Genomic DNA, 21,705 nt, shown 5'->3' with positions numbered 1-21,705 from the left:
CCCGCGCCGACCGCGGGCGCGTACTGCACGGCCCCGGAGCCGGACGCGATGCGCCGATCGCCGCGGACGACACCCCCGACCCCGCCCGACAGGGTGGCCCCCTCCCCCGCCCCGCACCACCACCCCCCTCCCACCCCTGTCCCAACTCCCCTCCCCGGCGCGAGAATTGAGGCCAACGAGGGGACAGCGCCATGACCGACAGCGACACGCACGCATCCGACGCGTTCGACGGGATCGAACTGGCCGACGCCATCGAGTCCGTACGGGAGCAGCTCACCGAGGCCGCCGCCCGGGCCTCGGGGCACGCGCTGGTCTTCGAACTCGGCGACATCCAGATGGAGTTCACGGTCGAGCTCCGCAGGGAAGTCAAGGGCGGGCTCAAGGTGCGGGCCTGGGTGGTGGACGCGGGGGCCGACGCCGGGCGGAACACGGGCCGTACCCACAAGGTGGCCTTCACCCTGAAGCCGCACTCCGCCGCCGACGGTTCCGCCTGGCGGGTCGGCAACGACCGGCCCGGCGGGGGCTTCGGGACCGGGCCGCGATGAGCGGCGCCTTACCCACGCCCGCCGACCGGGTCGTGGCCGTGCTCTCCGACGGGCGGCAGGGCAGCGGGGTGATCGTCTCGCCGTGGCTGGTGCTGACCTGTGCGCACAATCTGGTGGGCGCCCCGCCGATTCGGCTCGCGCATCCCGCCATCGGCGAGGTGACCGGGCAAGTCCTTTGGCGGGACGCCGAGTTGGACGCGGCGCTGATCTACAGCGACGAGGAGCTGGTGCCCGGCCTGCTGCGGCTCGGCACCGTCGACACCGCGCAGTCGCTGCCCGGCTGCGAGATCATCGGCTTTCCCGACATCCAGCGCTACGGGGCCGACCACCACCTCGACTACGACCAGTTCGTGGGCACGGTCCTGCCGGTCGCGGGCAGCCTGCGCGACGATCTGGTCTGCGAGCTGCACCGGCCGCCCGCCACCGAACGCGCGGACGGCAGCTCGCCGCTCGCCGGCCTCTCGGGCGCCCCGCTGTTCGCGGCGGCCACCCTGCTCGGCCTGGTCAAGGAGATCCCGCGCGGGCGCGGCCACCGCAGAGTGGTGTGCGTGCCGCTGCGGGGCATCTTCGCCTCGGAGGGCTTCCGCGCCGCGTGGGTCACGCTGGCCGCGCTCACCCCCCTCGAACTGGTCACCGGCGTGCCCCCGGAGGACCAGCGCTACGAGCACGAGTACGCGGAGGCCATCGGCGCCTCGTACCGCAAGACGAAGATCTTCGGCCTGGACGAGCTGAACAAGCGGGACTCCGAGTGGGACCTGGACACCGCCTACCTCAGCCTGGAGGCGAGACCCAAGGCCACCGAGCCGCCACAGGCGGGCCGCCCCCTGATGGACAGCGCCCCGCAGCGCATCGACGCCCTGCTCGCATCGCGCCCCCGCGTCCTGATCCGGGGCGAGGCGGGCGCCGGCAAGACCACCCTGGTGTGGTGGCTGGCCGCGCACGCGGCGGCCGGGCGACTCGGCCCGGGCCTCGCGGACCTCAACGCGCTCATTCCGTTCGTGGTGCCGCTGCGCACCCTGCGTGCCCAGGGCGCCACCTTCCCGCTGCCCGCCCAACTCCCCACCGCAGCAAGGCTGGTGGTGGACGCTGCCCCGGAGGGCTGGGCCGGGCGGGTCCTGAAGACCGGGCAGGCGCTGCTCCTGGTGGACGGCCTGGACGAGGTGCCGCAGGAGGACCGCGAGGAGGCCCACCGCTGGCTCGCCGCCCTCCTGGACCGCTATCCGCGCACCCGCTGCGTGGTGACGGTACGGCCGATGGCGGTCGAGCCGGACTGGCTGAAGTACGCGGGCTTCGAGGAGCTCAGGCTGCTCCCGATGAACGACGAGGACATCACCGCCTTCATCGCCGCCTGGCACCGCGCGGCCCGGCTCGACAGCGGCCCGCACGAGGACCTGGACGAGCTGGAGCGCGACCTGTCCGAGCAGTTCAAGCAGAACAGCACCCTCAAGGGCCTCGCCCGTACGCCCTTGCTGTGCGCGGTGATCTGCGCCCTGCACCGGCTGCGCCAGGGTTTCCTGCCCGACACCCGCTGGAAGCTGTACGAGGCCGCCCTGCGGATGCTGCTCGGCAACCGGGACCAGCAGCGCAAGGTCGAGGCGCCCGAGGGCATCGAGATCAGCGCCGAGGAGTGCACCGAACTCCTCCAGCGGATAGCGGTGTGGCTGGTGCGCGAGGGCCAGTCGGAGTTCTCCCGCGACCAGGCGCTGCGCCAGCTCAAGCGGGCCCTTTCCGGCATGGAGAACGTACGCGGCCAGGGCACTCCCGAGGACGTCCTGCGCCACCTCCTCAACCGCAGCGGGCTGCTCCAGGAACGCGCGGACGACGTCTTCCAGTTCACCCACCGCACCTTCCAGGACTTCCTCGCCGCCAAGGAGTTCGTGGAGGACGGGCATCTGGGCGAGCTGCTTCGGCACGCCTCCGAGGAACAGCAGTGGCAGGACGTGATCCTGCTCGCCGCGGGGCACTGCGGCCGCCGCGACCGGCCCGTCCTCGTCAACGGTCTGCTCGACGCCGGCTCCCGCCACCACGGCCACCAGGACAAGGCCAAGATCCATGTGCTCGCGGCCCGTTGTGCCCAACACGCCGCCTACCTCGACGAGACGACCGCCCGCCGGGTCCGCGAACACATCGCCGCCCTGCTCCCGCCGCGCGACCTGGAGACGGTCACCCTGCTCGCGCGGCTCGGCCCGTCCGTCCTCGGCCATCTGCCGGACCCGGGCACCACATCGGCCGAGGCGCTCGGCCTCGTCGTCGGGCTCATCAACCGGGTCGGCAACGCGGAGGCCATCGAGCACGCCCGAGCATGGTCCGCGGCCCACCCCGACGCGGTCGACCTGTTCGCCTCCGAGTGGTCGCGCTACCCCGCCGAGCGCTACGCCCGCGAGGTGCTCGCGCACCTCGATCTGCGGGAGGCCCGGCTGCACGTGGAGACCCGCTGGCAGCTCGCCCAGCTTCCGCACGTGCCCGACGCCCGCCGGCTGTGGATCACCGTGCCGCCCGACCTGACCGCGGACGAGCTGCACGTCGCGCTGCGCGGCCGCGAGGTGGCGGCGCTGCGCCTGAACGGCACCGAGCGCCTGCGGGACCTCGCCTTCCTGCGGGACAGCGCGGAGCGCCTGGCGGACCTGGAGGTGCTGCGGGGCTCGGGCCTGCGCGACCTGACCCAGCTGGCCCGGCTGCCACGACTGACCTCGCTGGGGCTGCTCGACCTGTCCGCGCAGGAGGTCGACCTCTCGCCACTGGGCGAGGTCCCGGCGCTGCGCACCCTGCTGTTCGGCAGCAGCACCGATCTGCACCTGGCCCAGCTCCCGGTCCTGGACCGGGTGACCACCCTGCATCTGGAGGCGGACCAGGTGGCCGGCTTCGACGCGCTGAGCCGCTGGCCCGCCCTCAGCTATCTGGAGCTCGCCCCCTCCTCGTCGGCGACCACCCGACGGCTCCTGGCGTACGTGCGGGGGCGGCCCGGCATCATCCGGCTCGGGGTCGCGCTCAGCTCGGTGGCCGCGCTCGCCGGGGTGGCCCCGCTGCCCAGCGTCCGCCACCTGGACCTGTGGCTCGCCAACTCCGACGGCGACCTGGGCGCGGTCCTCGCGGCGTTCCCGGCACTGACGACGGTGGACCTGGCGGTCGGCACCGTCCAGGCCGGTTCCTGGAACCCGGGCGCGCTGCTGCGCCGCCCCGGCCTGACGGTCACCGTCAACGGCGGCCCGCTGTCCCCGTAGCGCGCCGCGGAACCGGCGCGTGAAAAAGGGGCTGCCCCGGCCCGTACGTGACGTACGGGCCGGGGCAGCCCCTTCGGGCGAGGCCTCCGCAGAGGACTACGCCTCCTTGCTCAGGTTCGGACCGCCGCCGGCGGCCGCGTCCTCGATCGGCGGGACGTCGGGCAGGGCCGACTTCTCCTCGCCGCGGAAGGTGAACTTCTTCTCTTCACCCTCGCCCTCGGTGCCGATGACCACGATGTGACCGGGGCGCAGCTCACCGAAGAGGATCTTCTCGGAGAGGATGTCCTCGATCTCCCGCTGGATCGTCCGGCGCAGCGGCCGGGCACCCATGATCGGGTCGTAGCCCTTCTTGGCGAGCAGCGACTTGGCCTCGGCATTGAGCTCGATGCCCATGTCGCGGTCCTTGAGGCGCTCGTCCACCTTGTCGATCATGAGGTCGACGATCTGGATGATGTCTTCCTCGGTCAGCTGGTGGAAGACCACCGTGTCGTCGACACGGTTGAGGAACTCGGGGCGGAAGTGCTGCTTCAGCTCCTCGTTGACCTTGGCCTTCATCCGGTCGTAGCCGGTCTTGACGTCACCCTGGGCGGCGAAGCCCAGGTTGAAGCCCTTCGAGATGTCCCGGGTCCCGAGGTTGGTCGTCATGATGATGACCGTGTTCTTGAAGTCCACGACCCGGCCCTGGGAGTCGGTCAGTCGACCGTCTTCCAGAATCTGGAGCAGGGAATTGAAGATATCGGGGTGGGCCTTCTCGACCTCGTCGAAGAGGACGACGGAGAACGGCTTGCGGCGCACCTTCTCGGTGAGCTGGCCGCCCTCTTCGTAACCCACGTAACCGGGGGGCGAACCGAAGAGGCGGGAAACCGTGTGCTTCTCGCTGAACTCCGACATGTCGAGGGAGATCAGCGCGTCCTCGTCACCGAAGAGGAATTCCGCCAGCGTCTTCGACAGCTCGGTCTTACCGACACCGGACGGACCGGCGAAGATGAACGAACCACCGGGACGCTTCGGGTCCTTCAGACCGGCACGCGTACGACGGATCGCCTGCGAGAGCGCCTTGATGGCGTCCTTCTGGCCGATGACGCGCTTGTGCAGCTCGTCCTCCATGCGGAGCAGCCGCGAGGACTCCTCCTCGGTGAGCTTGAAGACCGGGATGCCCGTGGCCGTGGCCAGCACCTCGGCGATCAGCTCGCCGTCGACCTCGGCGACGACGTCCATGTCGCCGGCCTTCCACTCCTTCTCGCGCTTGGCCTTCGCGGCGAGCAGCTGCTTCTCCTTGTCGCGGAGAGAGGCCGCCTTCTCGAAGTCCTGGGAGTCGATGGCCGACTCCTTGTCGCGACGCACGCCCGCGATCTTCTCGTCGAACTCGCGGAGGTCCGGCGGCGCGGTCATCCGGCGGATGCGCATCCGGGAACCGGCCTCGTCGATCAGGTCGATCGCCTTGTCCGGCAGGAAGCGGTCCGAGATGTACCGGTCGGCCAGCGTCGCGGCCTGGACGAGGGCCTCGTCCGTGATCGAGACGCGGTGGTGGGCCTCGTAGCGGTCGCGCAGACCCTTGAGGATCTCGATGGTGTGCGGCAGCGACGGCTCGGCGACCTGGATGGGCTGGAAGCGGCGCTCGAGAGCGGCGTCCTTCTCCAGGTGCTTGCGGTACTCGTCGAGCGTGGTGGCACCGATGGTCTGGAGCTCACCGCGGGCCAGCATCGGCTTCAGGATGCTCGCCGCGTCGATCGCGCCCTCGGCGGCACCCGCACCCACCAGGGTGTGGAGCTCGTCGATGAACAGGATGATGTCGCCGCGGGTGCGGATCTCCTTGAGGACCTTCTTCAGGCGCTCCTCGAAGTCACCGCGGTAGCGGGAGCCGGCGACCAGGGCGCCGAGGTCCAGCGTGTAGAGGTGCTTGTCCTTGAGCGTCTCGGGCACCTCGCCCTTGACGATCGCCTGGGCCAGGCCCTCGACGACGGCGGTCTTGCCGACGCCGGGCTCGCCGATGAGGACCGGGTTGTTCTTGGTACGGCGCGACAGGACCTGCATGACGCGCTCGATCTCCTTCTCGCGCCCGATGACCGGGTCGAGCTTGGATTCGCGAGCGGCCTGCGTCAGGTTGCGGCCGAACTGGTCGAGCACCAGGGACGTGGAGGGGGTGCCCTCCGCAGGGCCGCCGGCGGTGGCGGCTTCCTTGCCCTGGTAACCGGAGAGCAGCTGGATGACCTGCTGCCGCACCCGGTTGAGATCGGCGCCCAGCTTCACCAGGACCTGGGCGGCGACGCCCTCGCCCTCGCGGATCAGGCCGAGCAGGATGTGCTCGGTGCCGATGTAGTTGTGGCCGAGCTGGAGGGCCTCGCGGAGCGACAGCTCCAGGACCTTCTTGGCACGGGGCGTGAAGGGGATGTGCCCGGACGGGGCCTGCTGGCCCTGACCGATGATCTCCTCCACCTGCTGGCGGACCGCCTCGAGCGAAATCCCGAGGCTCTCCAGGGCCTTAGCGGCGACACCCTCACCCTCGTGGATCAGGCCCAGGAGGATGTGCTCGGTGCCGATGTAGTTGTGGTTGAGCATCCGGGCTTCTTCCTGAGCCAGGACGACAACCCGCCGCGCGCGGTCGGTGAACCTCTCGAACATCGTTAATCGCTCCTCAGAGCGGTCGGGCAGTAAGGGGGCGGTCCCCTCCCTGTCCTTCCGCATGCTAGTCCCGCAGGGCGGGACAGCTCATTCCAACTGCCGACACCCGTTCAATGCCTCCCGGCCCGAACAGCCGACAACTGCTCCAACCCGATGGTGCGAGACGATGTTCCCGCAGGCCAGACAGATACCCCTGTCTCCAGTACGCCGATGGCGAACGTGAGACCGCCTGACGAGCGTGTCGCCCCTCCCCACTAGGAATGTCTTACCCGCCCGGACTGACACTCCATGCGAAAGACCCCGGTTCCGTAAGCTACGGGCGAACAACCTTGCGCCCGCTCACACCCCGGAGCGCCGCACGCATGTCGACGGAACGCGTTCGTACGGAAACCCAGCGTAACTTGGCGCCGTTTCTTCAGTTGCTCCGGGCATGGTCCTCACCGTCCCGCAGCCCCGCGCACCCCTGGATGGCTCGCTCGCGCAGTGGTACGAGCGCGGGCTCGGCTGGGCCGTCTCCGAGGGGCCTCCGGTCCAACTGCTCACCGGGCTGCGCTTCGACGTCCTGGAACTCCCGGCGAGCGCCGGCTTCGCCCTCCTGGAACGGTACGAGCGGACCGGCCCCGTAGCCCTGGTGGGGCGCCGGATGCGGCTGCTCGTGGCGGCCGGCAGCGCGGACGAGCTGCCGGGGCTGCTCGACTGGCTGGAGTGGGGCGGGGTCGCCCTGGACCTGCGCGCGATCGGCGCGGGGGGCCGGATGACCGCCCCGGTGCCGCCGGGCTGGGCCGGCTCGCGGGGGGCCGCCGTGTGGCTGCGACCCCCCGAGCCCGGGTGCGAGATCGAGGCACGGTTGCCCTCGTTCACCGGGGTCACTCAGTGCGGTGGTTCCGGTGACGGGGACGTTTCGGATGCCTCCCGGGCCGCGCAGGGCGGCCGCGCCGCGGGCCTCAGCCTCGTGAGGCTGGTGGCCGCGGCGGCGACGGAATGCCACCGGGCCCGGTTGTTTCACGCGAAATCCCCAGGTGGTACGGGGAACGCGGGAACTCAGCCGTTCTGCTTCTCGTAGGCTTCACGGATTTCGGCCGGGACGCGTCCGCGGTCGTTCACGTTGTAGCCCTGCTCCTTGGCCCACTTACGGATCTCGGCCGTGTTCTGGTTGCCGGTGCCGAGCAGCGCGCCACGGGCCTTGCCACGACCGCCCGCAGCGCGGCCACCGGTGCGCCGGCCGCTCTTGACGTACGGCTCGAGAAGACCGCGGAGCTTGTCCGCGTTGGCGGTGGTGAGGTCGATCTCGAAGCTCTTCCCGTCAAGAGCGAACGTCACGGTCTCGTCAGCCTCGCCACCGTCGAGGTCATCGACAAGAAGGACCTGAACCTTCTGTGCCACCGGATTTCCTTTCATCGAAAATGCAGTACGCGGAAAGGAAACCGCTTTTGACTGGAAAACACAAACCCCCTGGAGAGGTTCAGAGCCCTTGCTCCGCGGGAAACGTACGCGATTCGGACATAGGGTTCCGACAGCTTCCCGCCGCTTCGCCGATCACAGGTGCAGAAGCATCCGGGTGTTGCCCAAGGTGTTCGGCTTCACTCGTTCGAGACCGAGGAACTCGGCGACGCCCTCGTCATAGGAGCGCAGCAGCTCGCTGTAGACATCTGTGTCGACGGTATCGACCGGAGTCTCACCGATCTCGGTGAAGCCGTGCTTCGCGAAGAACGCGACTTCGAAGGTGAGGCAGAAAACCCGCCGCACTCCGAGCCAGCGGGCGGTCTGGAGCAGCTTGGTGAGTACCAGATGTCCGATGCCGGAGCCGTGGAACTCGGGATCCACGGCAAGAGTGCGCACTTCGGCGAGGTCTTCCCACATCACGTGCAGGGCCCCGCAGCCGACCACCCGGGCGTCCGAGTCGCGTTCCGCGACCCAGAACTCCTGGATGGACTCGTAAAGCGTGACCGTTGCTTTGTCGAGCAGGATCCCGCCTCCGACGTACGCGTCGAGAAGGCTTCGCACGGCCGGTACATCGCCGGTCCTGGCCCGGCGGACGGTGACCGCATTCGCGGCGGGATAAGACATGCCTGGACGCTATCGCCCCGCTTCGGCTCCGGGCGCATCGCCCTCTTCGGATCCCTGTTCGGCTTCGCGGTCCCGTTCGGGTTCCGGCTCCTGCACCATGCGCACGGCATCGCGCAGTGCTTCGCGCTCCTCGGGGGACATCATGCCGAAGAAGGCGACCAGTGCGGCCGCCCGGTTGTCGCTCTGGGACCAGGCTTCGTTCATCAGCGCCGCGGCGTACGCGGCCCGGGTGGAGACCGCCGTATATCGATAGGCCCGCCCGTCGACTTCCCGGCGGACCCAGCCCTTCTGATGGAGATTGTCCATTACGGTCATGACCGTGGTGTACGCGATGGACCGTTCCTGCTGAAGGTCTTCGAGGACTTCCCGGACGGTCACCGGGCGGTTCCACTGCCAGACCCGGGTCATGACGGCGTCTTCCAGCTCTCCCAATTGACGGGGCACAACTGCACCATAGTGGGAGATGTCGCGAATGGCTGCTTATTTGCAGTTAGCGCGCAGCAAAAAGGGCGCACGTGGGGAAATACCCCGTGCGCCCCCGCTGTACGTACCCCTCCGGACCGTGCGGTCAGGGAGAGGCGGGCTTCTGCTGTGCGGCCTCGGCGCGGGCGAGCGCGCTGTCCACGGCCGCGTCCTCCTTGCCCTTGTTGGGGCCGCCCTGGCTCTTCACGATCGTCACGACGAGCGCGATGAAGAAGACGGCCATCACCACGGGGGGCAGAAGCGCGGAAACGTAGTCCATACCGACAGGGTAGCGAGCACTGCCCGGCGGGTCGGGATCGGGTGGGCCGCGGCGCGGCCCCGGCCGTGGCCCGCCGGGTCCCCCTCAGCCCGCCCGGCGCCGTTCGGCCGGGGGCTCGGGCCGGCGCCGGGGCGGGAAGACCTCGGAGGGCTTGGGTACGGGCCGCTCGGGCGCGGGCGCCGGGCGGGCCGGGGTGCCGGGTCGCGGCTCGGCGGACCTGTCCCCCTCGGCGGCGCCTCCGCCGACCAGGGTCAGGAGCCTGCCGCGCCGGTCGGGCGCCGCGCCCGCGCGGCCGGCCAGGCGGGCCCGCACCGAGCGCTCGGCGATCCGGCGGCAGCGTTCCAGGAGGGCCTCGCACACCGGGTCCGAGCGCAGCGCGCGCAGCGCGGCCAGGTCGTCGGGCCCCGGCTGGTAGCCGGCCGCCAGGGCGTCCTGGAGCAGCTCGGTGTAGCCGGGCAGCGAGCCGGGGAGCGCATCGCGGTAGCGGGCCAGGTCGGCGAGCAGGAAGGCGCGCAGCCGCTCCCCCTCGCGGACGGCCTCGTCCACCGAGTCGGCCAGGCGCAGGCAGTCCCGGATGTCCTCATCCGCGACGGCGCTGGGGTGGAGGGCGATGGCGAGGGCGCGTCGGAGCACACGCAGCTCGTCCGCACCGAACGCCATGCCGCCGCGGGATCCGTATGGCGTGGGCATGCGGCGACGATACGTCCTAAAGGGACAAAATCCTCTTAACAGGCCGATGCCGGGCGCGTTGACGGAATCCCGTCCCGCGCCCGGCACCGGCCCGGGAACTCAGAAACTCAGGAGCGCGCCACGTTGCGCTCGTACACGAGACGCAGGCCGATCAGGGTCAGCCACGGCTCGTGCTCGTCGATCTCCTCGGCCTCGCCGAGCACCATCGGGGCGAGGCCGCCGGTGGCGATGACCGTCACGTCGTCCGGGTCGCCGTCCGGGCCGACCAGTTCGCGCTTCATGCGCCGCACGACGCCGTCGACCTGGCCCGCGAATCCGTACACGATGCCGGCCTGCATGGCCTCCACGGTGTTCTTGCCGATCACCGAACGGGGCCTGGCCACCTCGATCTTGCGCAGCTGGGCGCCCCGGATGCCGAGGGCGTCCACGGAGATCTCGATGCCGGGGGCGATGACGCCGCCGACGTACTCGCCGCGCGCGCTGACTGCGTCGAACGTCGTGCCCGTGCCGAAGTCGACGACGACCGCCGGGCCGCCGTAGAGCTCGACGGCGGCGACCGAGTTGACGATGCGGTCGGCGCCGACCTCCTTGGGGTTGTCGGTCAGGACCGGTACGCCCGTCTTGATGCCCGGCTCCACCAGGACCGCGGGGACGTCGCCGTAGTAGCGGCGGGTCACCTCGCGCAGCTCGTGCAGGACCGAGGGGACGGTCGCGCAGATCGCGATGCCCTCGATGCCGTCGCCGAGTTCCGCGCCGAGCAGCGGGTGGGTGCCCATCAGGCCGTTGAGCAGCACGGCCAGCTCGTCCGCGGTGCGGCGGGCGTCGGTGGAGATCCGCCAGTGCTCGACGACCTCCTCGCCGTCGAACAGGCCGAGGACGGTGTGGGTGTTGCCGACGTCGATGGTGAGCAGCATCAGGCCGAGCCCTCTCGGCCGGCCTCGCGCAGGTCGAGGCCGATGTCCAGGATGGGCGAGGAGTGGGTGAGGGCGCCCACCGCCAGGTAGTCGACGCCCGTCGCCGCGTACTCGGGGGCGGTCTCCAGGGTGAGGCGGCCCGAGGATTCGAGCATCGCGCGGCCCGCGACCAGGGCGACCGCCTCGGCCGTCCCGGCCGGGGTGAAGTTGTCGAGCAGGATCAAGTCGGCCCCTGCGTCCAGGACTTCGGTGACCTGGGCCAGGGTGTCGACCTCGACCTCGATGGCGAGGTCCGGGAAGCGGTCCCGTACGGCCTTGAACGCCTCGGCCACACCGCCGGCCGCGACCACGTGGTTGTCCTTGACCAGCGCCGCGTCCGACAGGGACATGCGGTGGTTGACGCCGCCGCCGCAGCGCACCGCGTACTTCTCCAGGGCGCGCAGGCCCGGGGTGGTCTTGCGGGTGTCGCGGACCTTGGCGCCGGTGCCTTCGAGGGCGTCGGCCCAGGCGCGGGTGGCGGTCGCGATGCCGGACAGGCGGCACAGCAGGTTGAGCGCGCTGCGCTCGCCGGTCAGCAGGTCGCGGGTGCGGGTGGTGACGCTGAGCAGCTTCTGGCCCGCGGCCACCCGGTCGCCGTCGGCGACGTGCCGCTCGACCTCGAACTCCTCGGTGCACACGATGGACAGGATCGCCTCGGCGACCCGCAGGCCCGCGACCGTACCGGCCTCGCGGGCGGTGAAGTCGCCGGTGGCGACGGCGTCCTGGGGGACGGTGGCCGCCGAGGTGACGTCGATGCCGCCGTCCAGGTCCTCCTCGATGGCGAGGTGGGCGATGTCCTCGACCTGGACGGGGTCAAGGCCGGACTCGGCGAGCAGCGCGGCGAGCGCGGGGTCGAGCCCGCACTCGTACACCTCTTCGCCGCCGCAGCCGCAGTCGTCGCCGCAGCCGCCGCCCTGGACGGGCGCACCGATCTGGATCAGGGGGACGTCCACCGGCTGGGGACGGAGTTCCTCGGGCGTGCTCACGGTTACGGCTCCAGGGGGGTGGCTGCGACGGTCGGGGGGAAGGTGGCGCTGGGGGTGGGGCGGATGTCCAGGGACCGCCCGGGGGTGATGCGGACGACGAGGTGGCGACGCCAGTCGGTGTCGTCGCGGTCCGGCCGGTCCTCGCGCCAGTGGCAGCCGCGGGTCTCCTCGCGGGCGGCCGCCGCGGCGACCAGGACCCGGGCGACCAGCAGCAGATTGGTGGTCTCCCACGCCTCGACGCCCGGCACGGCGGCCTTGCGCTCGTCGGCGCGGATCTCCTCCAGGCGCTCGGCGGCCTCGGCGAGGCTCGCGGCCGATCGCAGCACCCCGGCGCCATTGGTCATGATCCGCTGGATCCGGATCCGGGCCGCCGGGTCGAGCAGCGGTACGGGACCGTCGAGCGGGTCGTCCGCAACAGCCTTGCCGTGTACGGGAGTTGGGGTGCGCCCGCCCGGGTTCGCCAGGATGTCCGCCGCGATGTTCTCGGCGAAGACCAGGCCCTCCAGGAGGGAGTTGGAGGCGAGCCGGTTGGCGCCGTGCACTCCGGTGCAGGCCACCTCGCCGCACGCGTACAGGCCCGGCACGGTGGTGCGGCCGCGGAGGTCGGTACGGATGCCGCCGGAGGCGTAGTGCGCGGCCGGGGCGACCGGGATCGGCTCCGTCACCGGGTCGATGCCGTGCGAGCGGCAGGCGGCCAGGATCGTCGGGAAGCGCTGCTCCCACATCTCGGCGCCGAAGTGCCGGGCGTCCAGGTACATGTGCTCGGCACCCTGCGCCTGCATCTGGCGCGTGATGGCCTTGGCGACGATGTCGCGCGGGGCGAGCTCGGCCAGCTCGTGCTGCCCGAGCATGAAGCGGGTGCCGGCCGCGTCCACCAGGTGGGCGCCCTCGCCGCGCACGGCCTCGGAGACCAGCGGCTGCTGGCCCTCGGAGTCGGCGCCGAGGAAGAGGACCGTGGGGTGGAACTGGACGAATTCGAGGTCGGAGATCTCGGCGCCGGCGCGCAGCGCGAGGGCCACGCCGTCGCCGGTGGACACCGACGGGTTGGTGGTCGCCGAGAACACCTGGCCCATGCCGCCGGTCGCGAGGACCACCGCGGGGGCGTGGACCGCGCCGACGCCGTCGTGCTGGCCCTCGCCCATGACGTGCAGGGTGATGCCGGCGGTGCGGCCGTGCTCGTCCTTGAGGAGGTCGAGGACCAGGGCGTTCTCGATGGTGCGCACCGCCCGGGTGCGGACCGCCTCGACGAGCGCGCGGGAGATCTCGGCGCCCGTGGCGTCGCCGCCCGCGTGCGCGATGCGCCGGCGGTGGTGGCCGCCCTCGCGGGTCAGCGAGATCGCGCCCGAGTCGTCGGTGTCGAAGTGGGCTCCGGTGTCGATCAACCGCCGTACCGCGTCCGGGCCTTCGGTGACCAGGAGGCGTACCGCGTCCTCGTCGCACAGGCCGGCGCCGGCCACCAGGGTGTCGTCCAGGTGCTGTTCGGGGGTGTCGCCCTCGCCGAGGGCGGCCGCTATGCCGCCCTGCGCCCAGCGCGTGGAGCCGTCGTCCAGGCGGGCCTTGGTGACGACGACCGTGGCCAGACCGGCCGCCGTGCAGCGCAGCGCGGCGGTCAGGCCCGCGACGCCGGAGCCGACGACCACGACGTCCGCGTCGATGGCCCAGCCGGCGGCGGGGGCGTCGAGCCGTATTCCGGTACTGGTCATTCCGGTGCTCCGAACGTGAGCGGGATGTTGTCGATGAGGCGGGTGGTGCCGACGCGGGCGGCGACCGCGAGGATCGCCGAGCCGTCGAAGCCCTCGGGCGCCTCCCGGAACGTCGTCGGGTCGACCAGCGCCAAGTAGTCCAGCACGACCGGGGGTTCGGCCTTCGCGGCGGCGTCGAGCACGCCCTGGGCGACGGCCCTGATGGAGGCGGGCGACGGCGCGGCCGCGGCGACCGCGTGGGCGTCGGCGGCAGCGCGGGCCTCACCGATCGCCGTAAGTGCGTCGGCCCGGCCGGAGACCGCGCCCCCGGCGTTGGCCCGGGCGTGCAGGGCGTGCTCGGCGGCGAGCCGGTCGCGGGCCGCGAACAGGGCCCGCGACAGGGCGCGGGCCGCGGTCCGTTCGGCCGGTCCGAGGTAGCGGTTGCGGCTGGACAGGGCGAGCCCGTCGTCCTCGCGCACCGTCGGTACGCCGACGATCTCCACGGGGAAGTTCAGATCGCGCACCATGCGCCGGATCAGTGCCAGCTGCTGGGCGTCCTTCTGCCCGTACAGGGCGACGTCGGGCGCGCTGAGGTGGAGCAGCTTGGCCACGACGGTCAGCATGCCGTCGAAGTGGCCGGGCCGGGTCGCGCCTTCGAGGAGCTCGCCCATGGGGCCCGCGGTGATCCGCACCTGGGGCTCGCCGCCGGGGTAGACCTCGTCCACGGAGGGCGCGAACACCGCGTCGGCGCCCTCCCGTTCGGCGATGGCGCGGTCCGCGTCCAGGGTGCGCGGATAGCGGTCCAGGTCCTCGCCCGCGCCGAACTGCAGCGGGTTGACGAAGACGGTGACCACGACCTGGCCCCCGGGGCCCGCCAGCTCGCGCGCGGTGCGGATCAGGGTGGCGTGACCCTCGTGCAGCGCGCCCATCGTCATCACGACGGCGCGGCGGCCGGTGTGCTCCAGGGCCGCGAGCTCCGCGGCCGTACGCACCAGGGCGGTCATCTCTCGTCTCCTTCGGCGAGCACCCCGAGCAGGTCCTGGGCGAGCTCGGGCTTGAGCAGTCCGTGGGCGAGCGCCCGGTCCGCGGTCGTACGGGCCATCGCGAGGTATCCGGCGACCATGCCCGGGGCGTGCTCGCGCAGCTCGGCCACATGGGCGGCGACCGTGCCCGCGTCGCCGCGCGCGACCGGCCCGGTCAGGGCCGCGTCGCCCGAGCGCAGGGCGTTGTCGAGGGCCGCGCCGAGCAGCGGGCCGAGCATCCGGTCGGGGTGGGCGACACCGGCCCGGCCGAGCAGCTCCATCGACTGGGCGACCAGGGTGACCAGGTGGTTCGCGCCGAGCGCGAGGGCCGCGTGGTAGAGCGGGCGGTCGCCCTCCTCGATCCACTCGGGCTCGCCGCCCATCTCGATGACCAGGGCCTCCGCGGCGAGCCGCAGCTCCTCGGGGGCGGTCACGCCGAACGAGCAGCCGGCCAGGCGCTGGACGTCCACGGCGGTGCCGGTGAACGTCATCGCCGGGTGCAGGGCCAGCGGCAGCGCGCCGGCCCGCCTGGCCGGGTCGAGGACGGCCGTGCCGTAGCGCCCGGAGGTGTGCACCAAAAGCTGTCCCGGGCGGATCGCGCCCGTCTCGGCGAGGCCCTCGACCAGGCCCGGCAGGGCGTCGTCGGGGACGGTCAGGAGGACGAGCTCGGCGCGCGCGAGGACCTCGGCGGGCGGCACGAGGGGCACGTCGGGCAGCAGGGCGGCGGCCCTGCGCACCGAGGCGTCGGAGACGCCGGAGACCGCGACGGGACGGTGCCCGGCCAGCTGGAGGGCCGCGGCGAGGGCGGGGCCGACCCGGCCCGCGCCGACGACGCCCACGGTGAGGCGGGCGGGGCGGTCCGCCGGACTGTTCTCGTGGCGGTGCTCTGGTGGTGCGTTCACGCGGTGGGGGCCTTCCGTTCCAGTCCGCGGGGGGTACCGGACGCCAAACCAAAATCAAACGGCCCGCTCATGCTACGCCCAGGCCCCGGAAACCCCTTTGGTTGTCCACAGGGTGTGGGCGATCATCGCCCCATGCCAGACACCGAGCCGCAGTCCCTCCCCGACTCCCCCTCCCAGGCCCCCGGAGCGGCGCGGGAGGAAACCCCGGAACAGGCCCAGCAGCACCGCCTGGCCGTCTTCAGGAGCGCCGGGCGGACCCTGGCGCACCACTCGGTCGACCACACCATGGCGGAACGTCTGACGGCCCTCCTCGCGGACGGCGCCGAGGTCTACGACCTGGACGCGTTCGCCGACATCTACGGCGACGGCCCGGTGGCCGAGCTGGAGCGCCGTACCGCCGAGGAGCTCGGCTTCCCGGCCGGCGTCTTCTTCCCCACCGGCACGATGGCCCAGCAGGTCGCGCTGCGCTGCTGGGCCGCGCGCACCGGCGACGCGACGGTCGCCCTGCATCCGCTCGCCCACCCCGAGGTGCACGAGCGCCAGGCCTTCGGGCAGCTCAGCGGCCTGCGCACGGTCCACCCGACCGCCGAGCCGCGGCTGCCCACCGCGGCCGAGGTGCGCGACTTCGAGGAGCCCTTCGGCACCCTGATGCTGGAGCTTCCGCTGCGCGACGCGGGCTATGTCCTGCCGAGCTGGGACGAGCTGGTCGACGTGGTGGAGGCGGCCCGCGAGCGGGACGCGGTGGTGCACTTCGACGGGGCCAGGCTCTGGGAGACCACCGCCCACTTCGGCCGTCCGCTGCGGGAGGTCGCGGGCCTCGCGGACAGCGTGTACGTGTCCTTCTACAAGACCCTCGGCGGCCTCTCGGGCGCGGTCCTCGTGGGCCCGGAGTCGCTGGTCGCACAGGCCCGCACCTGGCGCCACCGCTACGGCGGCCAGCTCTTCCAGCAGTTCCCCGCCGCCCTCTCCGGCCTGCTCGGGCTGCGCCGCGAACTGCCCGAGCTGCCGTCGTACGTGGCCCATGCCAAGGTCGTGGCCAAGGCGATCCACGAGGGCCTGGCCGAGGCGGGCGTGCCCTGGTTCCGGGTGCATCCCGAGCCGCCGCACACCCACCAGTTCCAGGTGTGGCTGCCCTACGACGCCGAGGTGCTCGACGCCGCGTCCCTGCGGCAGGCCGAGGCGGGCACCTGCCTGTTCCGGCGCTGGTCAGCGAGCCCGTCGGGCCCGGCCGGCCTCGCCGTCACCGAGGTCACCGTCAACGCGCCGGGCCTGACCTGGACCGCCGAGGACGTACGGGCCGCGGTGGCCGACTTCGTGACGCTGCTGCCGTAGCCCGCCCTTCTCACGGGCAGGCGGGCGGGCGGCGCCGGTGCTGGGGGGCCGTCAGACGGGCCAGGGCCGCCCGCAGCCGGCCGGTGGCGGGGCGGCCCGCCAGGACCGCCTCGAAGCGCCGGTGGTCGCGCATCGTGCGCACGGTCGCCACGTCGTGGGTACCCGGCACGGGCGGCGCGGGCTCGCCGAGGCGGGCCGCGCGGTAGCTGTCGATCATGTGCTGCTGCATCGCGTCCATGCCTCCACGGTGGGCCCGCCCGCGCGCCGCGTCGCGCCGATTGACGAGTCACGTCAAATGACGCCTTGACCAGCGCCGTCGATTGACCGGGACCGTCAATCGACGGCGGCATCGTCGGTGCGCCGGTGCACCATGGGCGCATGAGCGTGACCATCGACATCACGGGCCTGCCGCCCGAGCGCATCGGCTTCGCCATCTCCCCGCTCGCGGAGCTCGGCCTGGTCCTGCACGCGCTCTCCGAGCCGGGCCACCACCCGGGCCTGCACGGCTGGGCGACGGCGACCGCGGCGTCCCTCAAGCCCGACCTCGCCGACCGGCTGCACGAGGCCGAGTTCCTGTGGCGCAACACCTTCTCCGACGTGTTCATGCCGTTCGCGGGCATCCCCGGCCACGACGGCACCCCCGGCGCCACGCTCGCCGAGGACCTCGACCTGCTCGACCGCCTCACCGACGAGCGGTTCACCTCCGCCGCCCTGGAGTTCACCTGCTCCAGCCTGTACGGGGTCAAGACGCTTTCCGCACTGCACGATCCGGCGATGCGGATGCGCGCCCTGGAGATGGCGGCGACGCGCGGCCCGCACCAAGTGGAGTTCACCAAGCGCCTGTTGGACGAACCCGCAGCCGTTAGGGCCTGGCTCCGACGCCTCCTGGAGGACTGCGAGCAGGCCTTCTTCGCGGACACCTGGCAGCGGGTCCGGGTCCAACTGGCCGCCGACGCGCGGCACAAGGCGGAGCTGCTGCGCCGCAAGGGCCTCGACGAGGCGATCGGCTCGGTCTCGGCCGCGCTCAGCGTCGACATGGGCGGCAACCGCATCAGCATCGACAAGCTGACCGAGGGCCGCACCATCGCGACCGACCCGGAGCCCGGCGCCGGGCTCACCTTCGTGCCCACCTCGTTCGGCTGGCCGCATCTGATGGTGCTGCACGCGCCGGGCTGGCGGCCGGTGATCCACTATCCGGTGCACGGCCCCGAACTGCCCTCGCCCGCCTCGGTGGAGACGCTCAAGCTGCGCATGGAGGCACTGGCCCACCCGATGCGGATGCGCCTGTGCCGCAACCTCGCCCGCTCCCCGTACACCACGAGCGAGCTCTCCGACGCGCACGGGATCACGCCGCCGGAGGTCTCCCGCCACCTGGCCGTCCTGAAGAAGGCCGGGCTCATCACGACCCGGCGGCGCGGCCGGTACGTACTGCACCAGCTGGATCTGACGGTGGTGGCCCGGCTCGGCAGCGACTTCCTGGAGGGCGTGCTGCGCTGAGCCCGCGGGCACGCGACCCCGGGCCGGTCGGCGAACGGTCGGGCCGCCCCGGGGTCAGCCCGCGGCCGGTCGGCGTACGGTCGGGTCAGCCCGCGCCGCCCGCCCGCACCAGACCGGTCTCGTACGCCAGGACCACCACTTGGACGCGGTCGCGCAGTTCCAGCTTGGTCAGGATGCGGCCCACGTGCGTCTTGACGGTGGCCTCCGACAGGACGAGCCGGGCCGCGATCTCGCCGTTGGACAGGCCCTGCGCGACCAGCAGCATGACCTCGCGCTCGCGCTCGGTCAGCCGCTCCAGCTGCTTGTGCTCGGGCTCCTTGGCGCTGGTCGGGAGCATCGGGGCGAACCGGTCGAGCAGCCGCCGGGTCGTCGAGGGCGCGACCACCGCGTCGCCGCTGTGCACCGAGCGGATCGCGGCGAGCAGTTCGCCCGGCGGCACGTCCTTCAGCATGAAGCCGCTGGCCCCCGCCTTCAGCCCGGAGAAGGCGTACTCGTCGAGGTCGAAGGTGGTCAGGATCAGCACCTTGGGCGGGTTCGGCGCCTCGCAGATGCGCCGGGTCGCCTCCACCCCGTCCAGCCTCGGCATGCGCACGTCCATCAGGACGACGTCGACGGCCGTCGCGCGCAGGATGTCGATCGCCTCCGCGCCGTCGCCCGCCTCCGCGACGACCTCCATGTCCGGCTGGGCGGCGAGCACCATCCGGAACCCGGTGCGCAGCAGCACCTGGTCGTCGACGAGCATCACGCGGATCGTCATCGTTCCCTCTCCATCACGCCGTACAAAGTCCGGTCACACGAGCACGTACAGGAAATCAGTGGGCCGGCTTGAGCGGCAGCAGGGCGCTGATGCGGAAGCCGCCGCCGGGGCGCGGCCCCGCGTCAAGGGTGCCCCCGACCATGCCGATCCGCTCCCGCATGCCGATCAGGCCGTGGCCCTGCCCGTCCGCGCCGCCGTCCTCGTACATCTCGTGGGCGGCGCCGCGGCCGTCGTCCTCGACGAGCAGGCCGAGGCCGTCGTCGAAGTACACGAGCCGCACGCTGGCCCCCGCGTCCGGGCCGCCGTGCTTGCGGGTGTTGGTGAGGGCCTCCTGCACGATGCGGTACGCCGTCAGCTCGACGCCGCTGGGCAGCGGACGCGGGGTGCCCTCGATCTTGAAGTCGACGGTGAGGCCGGCCCCGCGGACCGTCTCCACCAGGTCCTCGATCTGCTGGACGTCGGGCTGCGGGACGTACTCCCCCGCCTCCTGGTGCTCACCGGTGCGCAGCACGCCGAGCAGCCGGCGCATCTCGGCGAGCGCCTGACGGCCCGTCATCGAAATGGTCTCCAGGGCCGTCTTCGCCTGGTCCGGCGAGGTGTCCATGACATAGGCGGCGCCGTCGGCCTGCACCACCATCACCGAGACGTTGTGCGCGACCACGTCGTGCAGCTCGCGGGCGATCCGGGCCCGCTCGGCCGCGACCGCCACCTTCGCCTGCGCCTCGCGCTCCCGCTCCAGGCGCGAGGCCCGCTCCTCCAGCTGCGCGAAGTACGCCTTGCGGGTACGCATCGAGTCGCCGAGCACCCAGGCGAGCACGAACGGGACCGTCATGATGACGACGAAGAAGATTATTTGCTGCCCGCCGTTCCCGGCCCCCGCCGACGACCAGCGCACCTGGGCGAGGGGGGCCGCGAGCAGGCTGCCGGCCAGGGCTACCCGTGAGGCCCAGCGCTCGCCCGCGGAGGCCACGGTGTAGACGAGAACCAGCATCGCGAAGTCCTCGATCCGCGGCTGGACGTTCAGCGCCAGCTGCGCCAGGCCCACGGCGATGACCAGCAGCAGCATCCGCTCGGGCATCCGGCGGCGCAGCGCCACGGCCACGCCCATCCCGAGCGAGACCAGGATCTGGAGACCCCAGGCCGGCTGCTTCGGGCCGTGCGCCGCCGACAGGATCTGCAGGCAGGAGAACCCGAACAGGATGACGGCCCAGAAGGCGTCGACCCCGGTCGGGTTCCTGCGGATGAAGTCGTAGAGGCGCTGCACGTAACCCAGCGTAGGGAAAGCGGACAGGTGCAGGGGTCAACCGCCGGGGCGATCCTGATCCCGGCGGCGTACTCCGCAAGGTGGAGACTTGAGCGCGTGACGGATGAGACGTGTCAGCACTCCGGCGACGGGAACGGGCCACGACCGGCGGATTCGGCGGGGCGGGACGCGCCCGTCGGATGGCGCGCGGCCACCGAGCGGGCGCTGTACGGGGACGGCGGGTTCTATCTGCGGCCCGAGGGGCCCGCCGGGCACTTCCGCACGTCGGTGCATGCCTCGCCGCTCTTCGCGGGGGCCGTCGCCCGCCTCCTGACCGAGGTCGCCGCGGGGCTCGGCCCCGGGCCCTTCGACCTCGTGGACGTCGGCGCCGGGCGCGGGGAACTGCTCACCGGGGTGCTCGCCGCGCTGCCCGCGGACTTTCCGGTCCGGGCGTACGCCGTCGAGCGTGCGGCCCGCCCGGCCGGGCTCGACGAGCGGATCGAGTGGCGGGACTCGGTGCCGCGGGGGATCCGGGGGCTGCTCTTCGCCAACGAGTGGCTCGACAACGTGCCGGTGGAGGTCGCCGAGGTCGACGCGGAGGGGGTTCCCCGGCTCGTTCTCGTCGGGCCCGACGGCACCGAGACCCCGGGTGCGCCGGTGACGGGTGCGGACGCGGAGTGGCTCGCGCGGTGGTGGCCGCTGAGCGAGCCGGGGGCCCGGGCCGAGATCGGCCGGCCGCGCGATGCGGCGTGGGCGGACGCGGTCGGCTCGCTTTCGGCGGGGCTCGCGGTGGCGGTGGACTACGCGCACGTGCGGGAGGCCAGGCCGCCCTTCGGAACGCTGGCCGGGTTCCGGGGCGGGCGCGAGGTGGTGCCGGTGCCGGACGGCTCCTGCGACATCACCGCGCACGTCGCCCTTGACGCATGCGCGCTGCCCGGCGCGGAGCTGCTCCCCCAGCGCGAGGCCCTGGCCCGTCTCGGCGTCTCCGGGGCCCGGCCGCCCCTGTCCCTGGCCTCCTCGGACCCGGCGGCGTACGTACGCGCGCTGGCGGTGGCGGGGGCGGCGGCCGAGCTGACCGCCCGGGGCGCCCTCGGCGACTTCCTCTGGCTCCTCCAGCCCCGGCCCCCTGGGGCCCTGCCCCAGACCCCGGGAGTCGCCCCGCCCCGCCCCTCCCCACAACCCTCCGGGGGGTGAAGCGACCCTGGGGGCTCCGCCCCAGACCCCCGTTCGCGCCTGAACGGCGCTCGTCCTCAAACGCCGGACAGGCTGAAGGTGCCCCAGCGTCGAGGCTTTTGGGGGGCACGGGAAGCAGGCCGAAGATGCCGACGCCGACCGGCACCAGCGCTGCCAGGGGCGCGGGGAACGGCGCAACCAGCCACGCACGGTCCGCAGACGGACGAAACCGGGGTCAGGGGCGCGGGGAACGGCGCGATCGGCCACGCAC

At 72.5% G+C, this 21,705-nt stretch carries 20 protein-coding genes; 6 read left to right on the top strand and 14 right to left on the bottom strand.

The window, feature by feature from the left end; all coding sequences use genetic code 11:
• Positions 1–191 precede the first annotated feature (191 nt).
• Together IE267_RS32440 and IE267_RS32435 are read left to right on the top strand one after the other, a co-directional pair.
• Positions 192–545, top strand: coding sequence for a trypco2 family protein (locus IE267_RS32440; protein ID WP_189765609.1), 354 nt, complete (start codon positions 192–194; stop codon positions 543–545).
• Positions 542–3,766: an NACHT domain-containing protein gene (locus tag IE267_RS32435; RefSeq protein WP_189765608.1), complete on the top strand. Its 3,225-nt coding sequence runs from the start codon at positions 542–544 to the stop codon at positions 3,764–3,766. The genes IE267_RS32440 and IE267_RS32435 overlap by 4 nt, the downstream gene beginning before the upstream one ends.
• Before the next feature lie 96 nt (positions 3,767–3,862).
• Here the strand turns inward: IE267_RS32435 and IE267_RS32430 are convergent, their stop codons facing one another.
• Positions 3,863–6,388 carry an ATP-dependent Clp protease ATP-binding subunit gene (locus IE267_RS32430; protein ID WP_120722094.1) on the bottom strand — a complete coding sequence of 842 codons (2,526 nt, stop codon included), beginning with the start codon at positions 6,386–6,388 and terminating at the stop codon, positions 3,863–3,865.
• Between the two features lie 430 nt (positions 6,389–6,818).
• Between IE267_RS32430 and IE267_RS32425 the strand changes: the two genes are divergently transcribed.
• Positions 6,819–7,451 carry an SCO3374 family protein gene (locus IE267_RS32425; RefSeq protein WP_167157921.1) on the top strand — a complete coding sequence of 211 codons (633 nt, stop codon included), beginning with the start codon at positions 6,819–6,821 and terminating at the stop codon, positions 7,449–7,451.
• On the opposite strand, the gene IE267_RS32420 is transcribed toward IE267_RS32425, so the two are convergent.
• From IE267_RS32420 to IE267_RS32375, 10 genes are all read right to left on the bottom strand, one after another.
• Positions 7,430–7,771 carry a histone-like nucleoid-structuring protein Lsr2 gene (locus tag IE267_RS32420; RefSeq protein ID WP_053729112.1) on the bottom strand — a complete coding sequence of 114 codons (342 nt, stop codon included), beginning with the start codon at positions 7,769–7,771 and terminating at the stop codon, positions 7,430–7,432. The two genes, IE267_RS32425 and IE267_RS32420, sit on opposite strands and share 22 nt — an antisense overlap.
• Before the next feature lie 153 nt (positions 7,772–7,924).
• Positions 7,925–8,455 carry an amino-acid N-acetyltransferase gene (locus IE267_RS32415; protein WP_161248103.1) on the bottom strand — a complete coding sequence of 177 codons (531 nt, stop codon included), beginning with the start codon at positions 8,453–8,455 and terminating at the stop codon, positions 7,925–7,927.
• Positions 8,456–8,464: 9 nt separating this feature from the next.
• Positions 8,465–8,899, bottom strand: a complete 435-nt coding sequence (locus tag IE267_RS32410; RefSeq protein ID WP_161248111.1) for a BlaI/MecI/CopY family transcriptional regulator — start codon at positions 8,897–8,899, stop codon at positions 8,465–8,467.
• A 124-nt stretch (positions 8,900–9,023) separates the two neighbouring features.
• Positions 9,024–9,197 carry a hypothetical protein gene (locus IE267_RS32405; RefSeq protein ID WP_167157923.1) on the bottom strand — a complete coding sequence of 58 codons (174 nt, stop codon included), beginning with the start codon at positions 9,195–9,197 and terminating at the stop codon, positions 9,024–9,026.
• An 84-nt stretch (positions 9,198–9,281) separates the two neighbouring features.
• Positions 9,282–9,857 (bottom strand): hypothetical protein, encoded by a 576-nt coding sequence (locus tag IE267_RS32400; RefSeq protein ID WP_189765635.1) that lies wholly within the window; start codon positions 9,855–9,857, stop codon positions 9,282–9,284.
• A 137-nt stretch (positions 9,858–9,994) separates the two neighbouring features.
• The gene (locus IE267_RS32395; protein WP_161247664.1) at positions 9,995–10,801 is read right to left on the bottom strand and encodes a type III pantothenate kinase; all 807 of its coding nucleotides are present in this window, start codon (positions 10,799–10,801) and stop codon (positions 9,995–9,997) included.
• Positions 10,801–11,826 carry a carboxylating nicotinate-nucleotide diphosphorylase gene (nadC, locus tag IE267_RS32390; protein WP_189765607.1) on the bottom strand — a complete coding sequence of 342 codons (1,026 nt, stop codon included), beginning with the start codon at positions 11,824–11,826 and terminating at the stop codon, positions 10,801–10,803. Before nadC ends, IE267_RS32395 begins: the two co-directional genes overlap by 1 nt.
• A 2-nt stretch (positions 11,827–11,828) precedes the next feature.
• On the bottom strand, positions 11,829–13,529 hold the full coding sequence (locus IE267_RS32385; protein WP_189765606.1) for an L-aspartate oxidase: 1,701 nt from the start codon (positions 13,527–13,529) through the stop codon (positions 11,829–11,831).
• Positions 13,526–14,512, bottom strand: a complete 987-nt coding sequence (panC, locus tag IE267_RS32380) for a pantoate--beta-alanine ligase (RefSeq protein ID WP_189765605.1) — start codon at positions 14,510–14,512, stop codon at positions 13,526–13,528. Before panC ends, IE267_RS32385 begins: the two co-directional genes overlap by 4 nt.
• Positions 14,509–15,432, bottom strand: a complete 924-nt coding sequence (locus IE267_RS32375) for a Rossmann-like and DUF2520 domain-containing protein (RefSeq protein WP_161256619.1) — start codon at positions 15,430–15,432, stop codon at positions 14,509–14,511. The genes panC and IE267_RS32375 overlap by 4 nt, the downstream gene beginning before the upstream one ends.
• 132 nt (positions 15,433–15,564) lie before the next feature.
• On the opposite strand from IE267_RS32375, the gene IE267_RS32370 reads away from it, so the two are divergent.
• On the top strand, positions 15,565–16,764 hold the full coding sequence (locus IE267_RS32370; protein WP_189765604.1) for a threonine aldolase family protein: 1,200 nt from the start codon (positions 15,565–15,567) through the stop codon (positions 16,762–16,764).
• A gap of 10 nt (positions 16,765–16,774) precedes the next feature.
• Here IE267_RS32370 and IE267_RS32365 read toward each other — a convergent pair whose 3' ends face one another.
• On the bottom strand, positions 16,775–17,002 hold the full coding sequence (locus tag IE267_RS32365; protein ID WP_167157932.1) for a hypothetical protein: 228 nt from the start codon (positions 17,000–17,002) through the stop codon (positions 16,775–16,777).
• Between the two features lie 146 nt (positions 17,003–17,148).
• Between IE267_RS32365 and IE267_RS32360 the strand changes: the two genes are divergently transcribed.
• Complete coding sequence (locus IE267_RS32360) at positions 17,149–18,261, top strand: DUF5937 family protein (RefSeq protein WP_189765634.1); 1,113 nt, start codon at positions 17,149–17,151, stop codon at positions 18,259–18,261.
• 85 nt (positions 18,262–18,346) lie between these two features.
• On the opposite strand, the gene IE267_RS32355 is transcribed toward IE267_RS32360, so the two are convergent.
• Positions 18,347–19,018, bottom strand: a complete 672-nt coding sequence (locus tag IE267_RS32355) for a response regulator (protein ID WP_167157934.1) — start codon at positions 19,016–19,018, stop codon at positions 18,347–18,349.
• A 55-nt stretch (positions 19,019–19,073) separates the two neighbouring features.
• Positions 19,074–20,282 (bottom strand): sensor histidine kinase, encoded by a 1,209-nt coding sequence (locus IE267_RS32350; protein WP_167157936.1) that lies wholly within the window; start codon positions 20,280–20,282, stop codon positions 19,074–19,076.
• Between the two features lie 204 nt (positions 20,283–20,486).
• Between IE267_RS32350 and IE267_RS32345 the strand changes: the two genes are divergently transcribed.
• The gene (locus tag IE267_RS32345; RefSeq protein ID WP_229861541.1) at positions 20,487–21,455 is read left to right on the top strand and encodes an SAM-dependent methyltransferase; all 969 of its coding nucleotides are present in this window, start codon (positions 20,487–20,489) and stop codon (positions 21,453–21,455) included.
• Positions 21,456–21,705 lie beyond the last annotated feature (250 nt).

It is taken from the genome of Streptomyces xanthochromogenes (assembly GCF_014650455.1).
In the GTDB taxonomy this organism is placed as follows: Bacteria; Actinomycetota; Actinomycetes; order Streptomycetales; family Streptomycetaceae; genus Streptomyces; species Streptomyces xanthochromogenes.
Note: the sequence above shows the minus strand (reverse complement) of the source record. Positions and strands in the feature narration are given on the sequence as shown.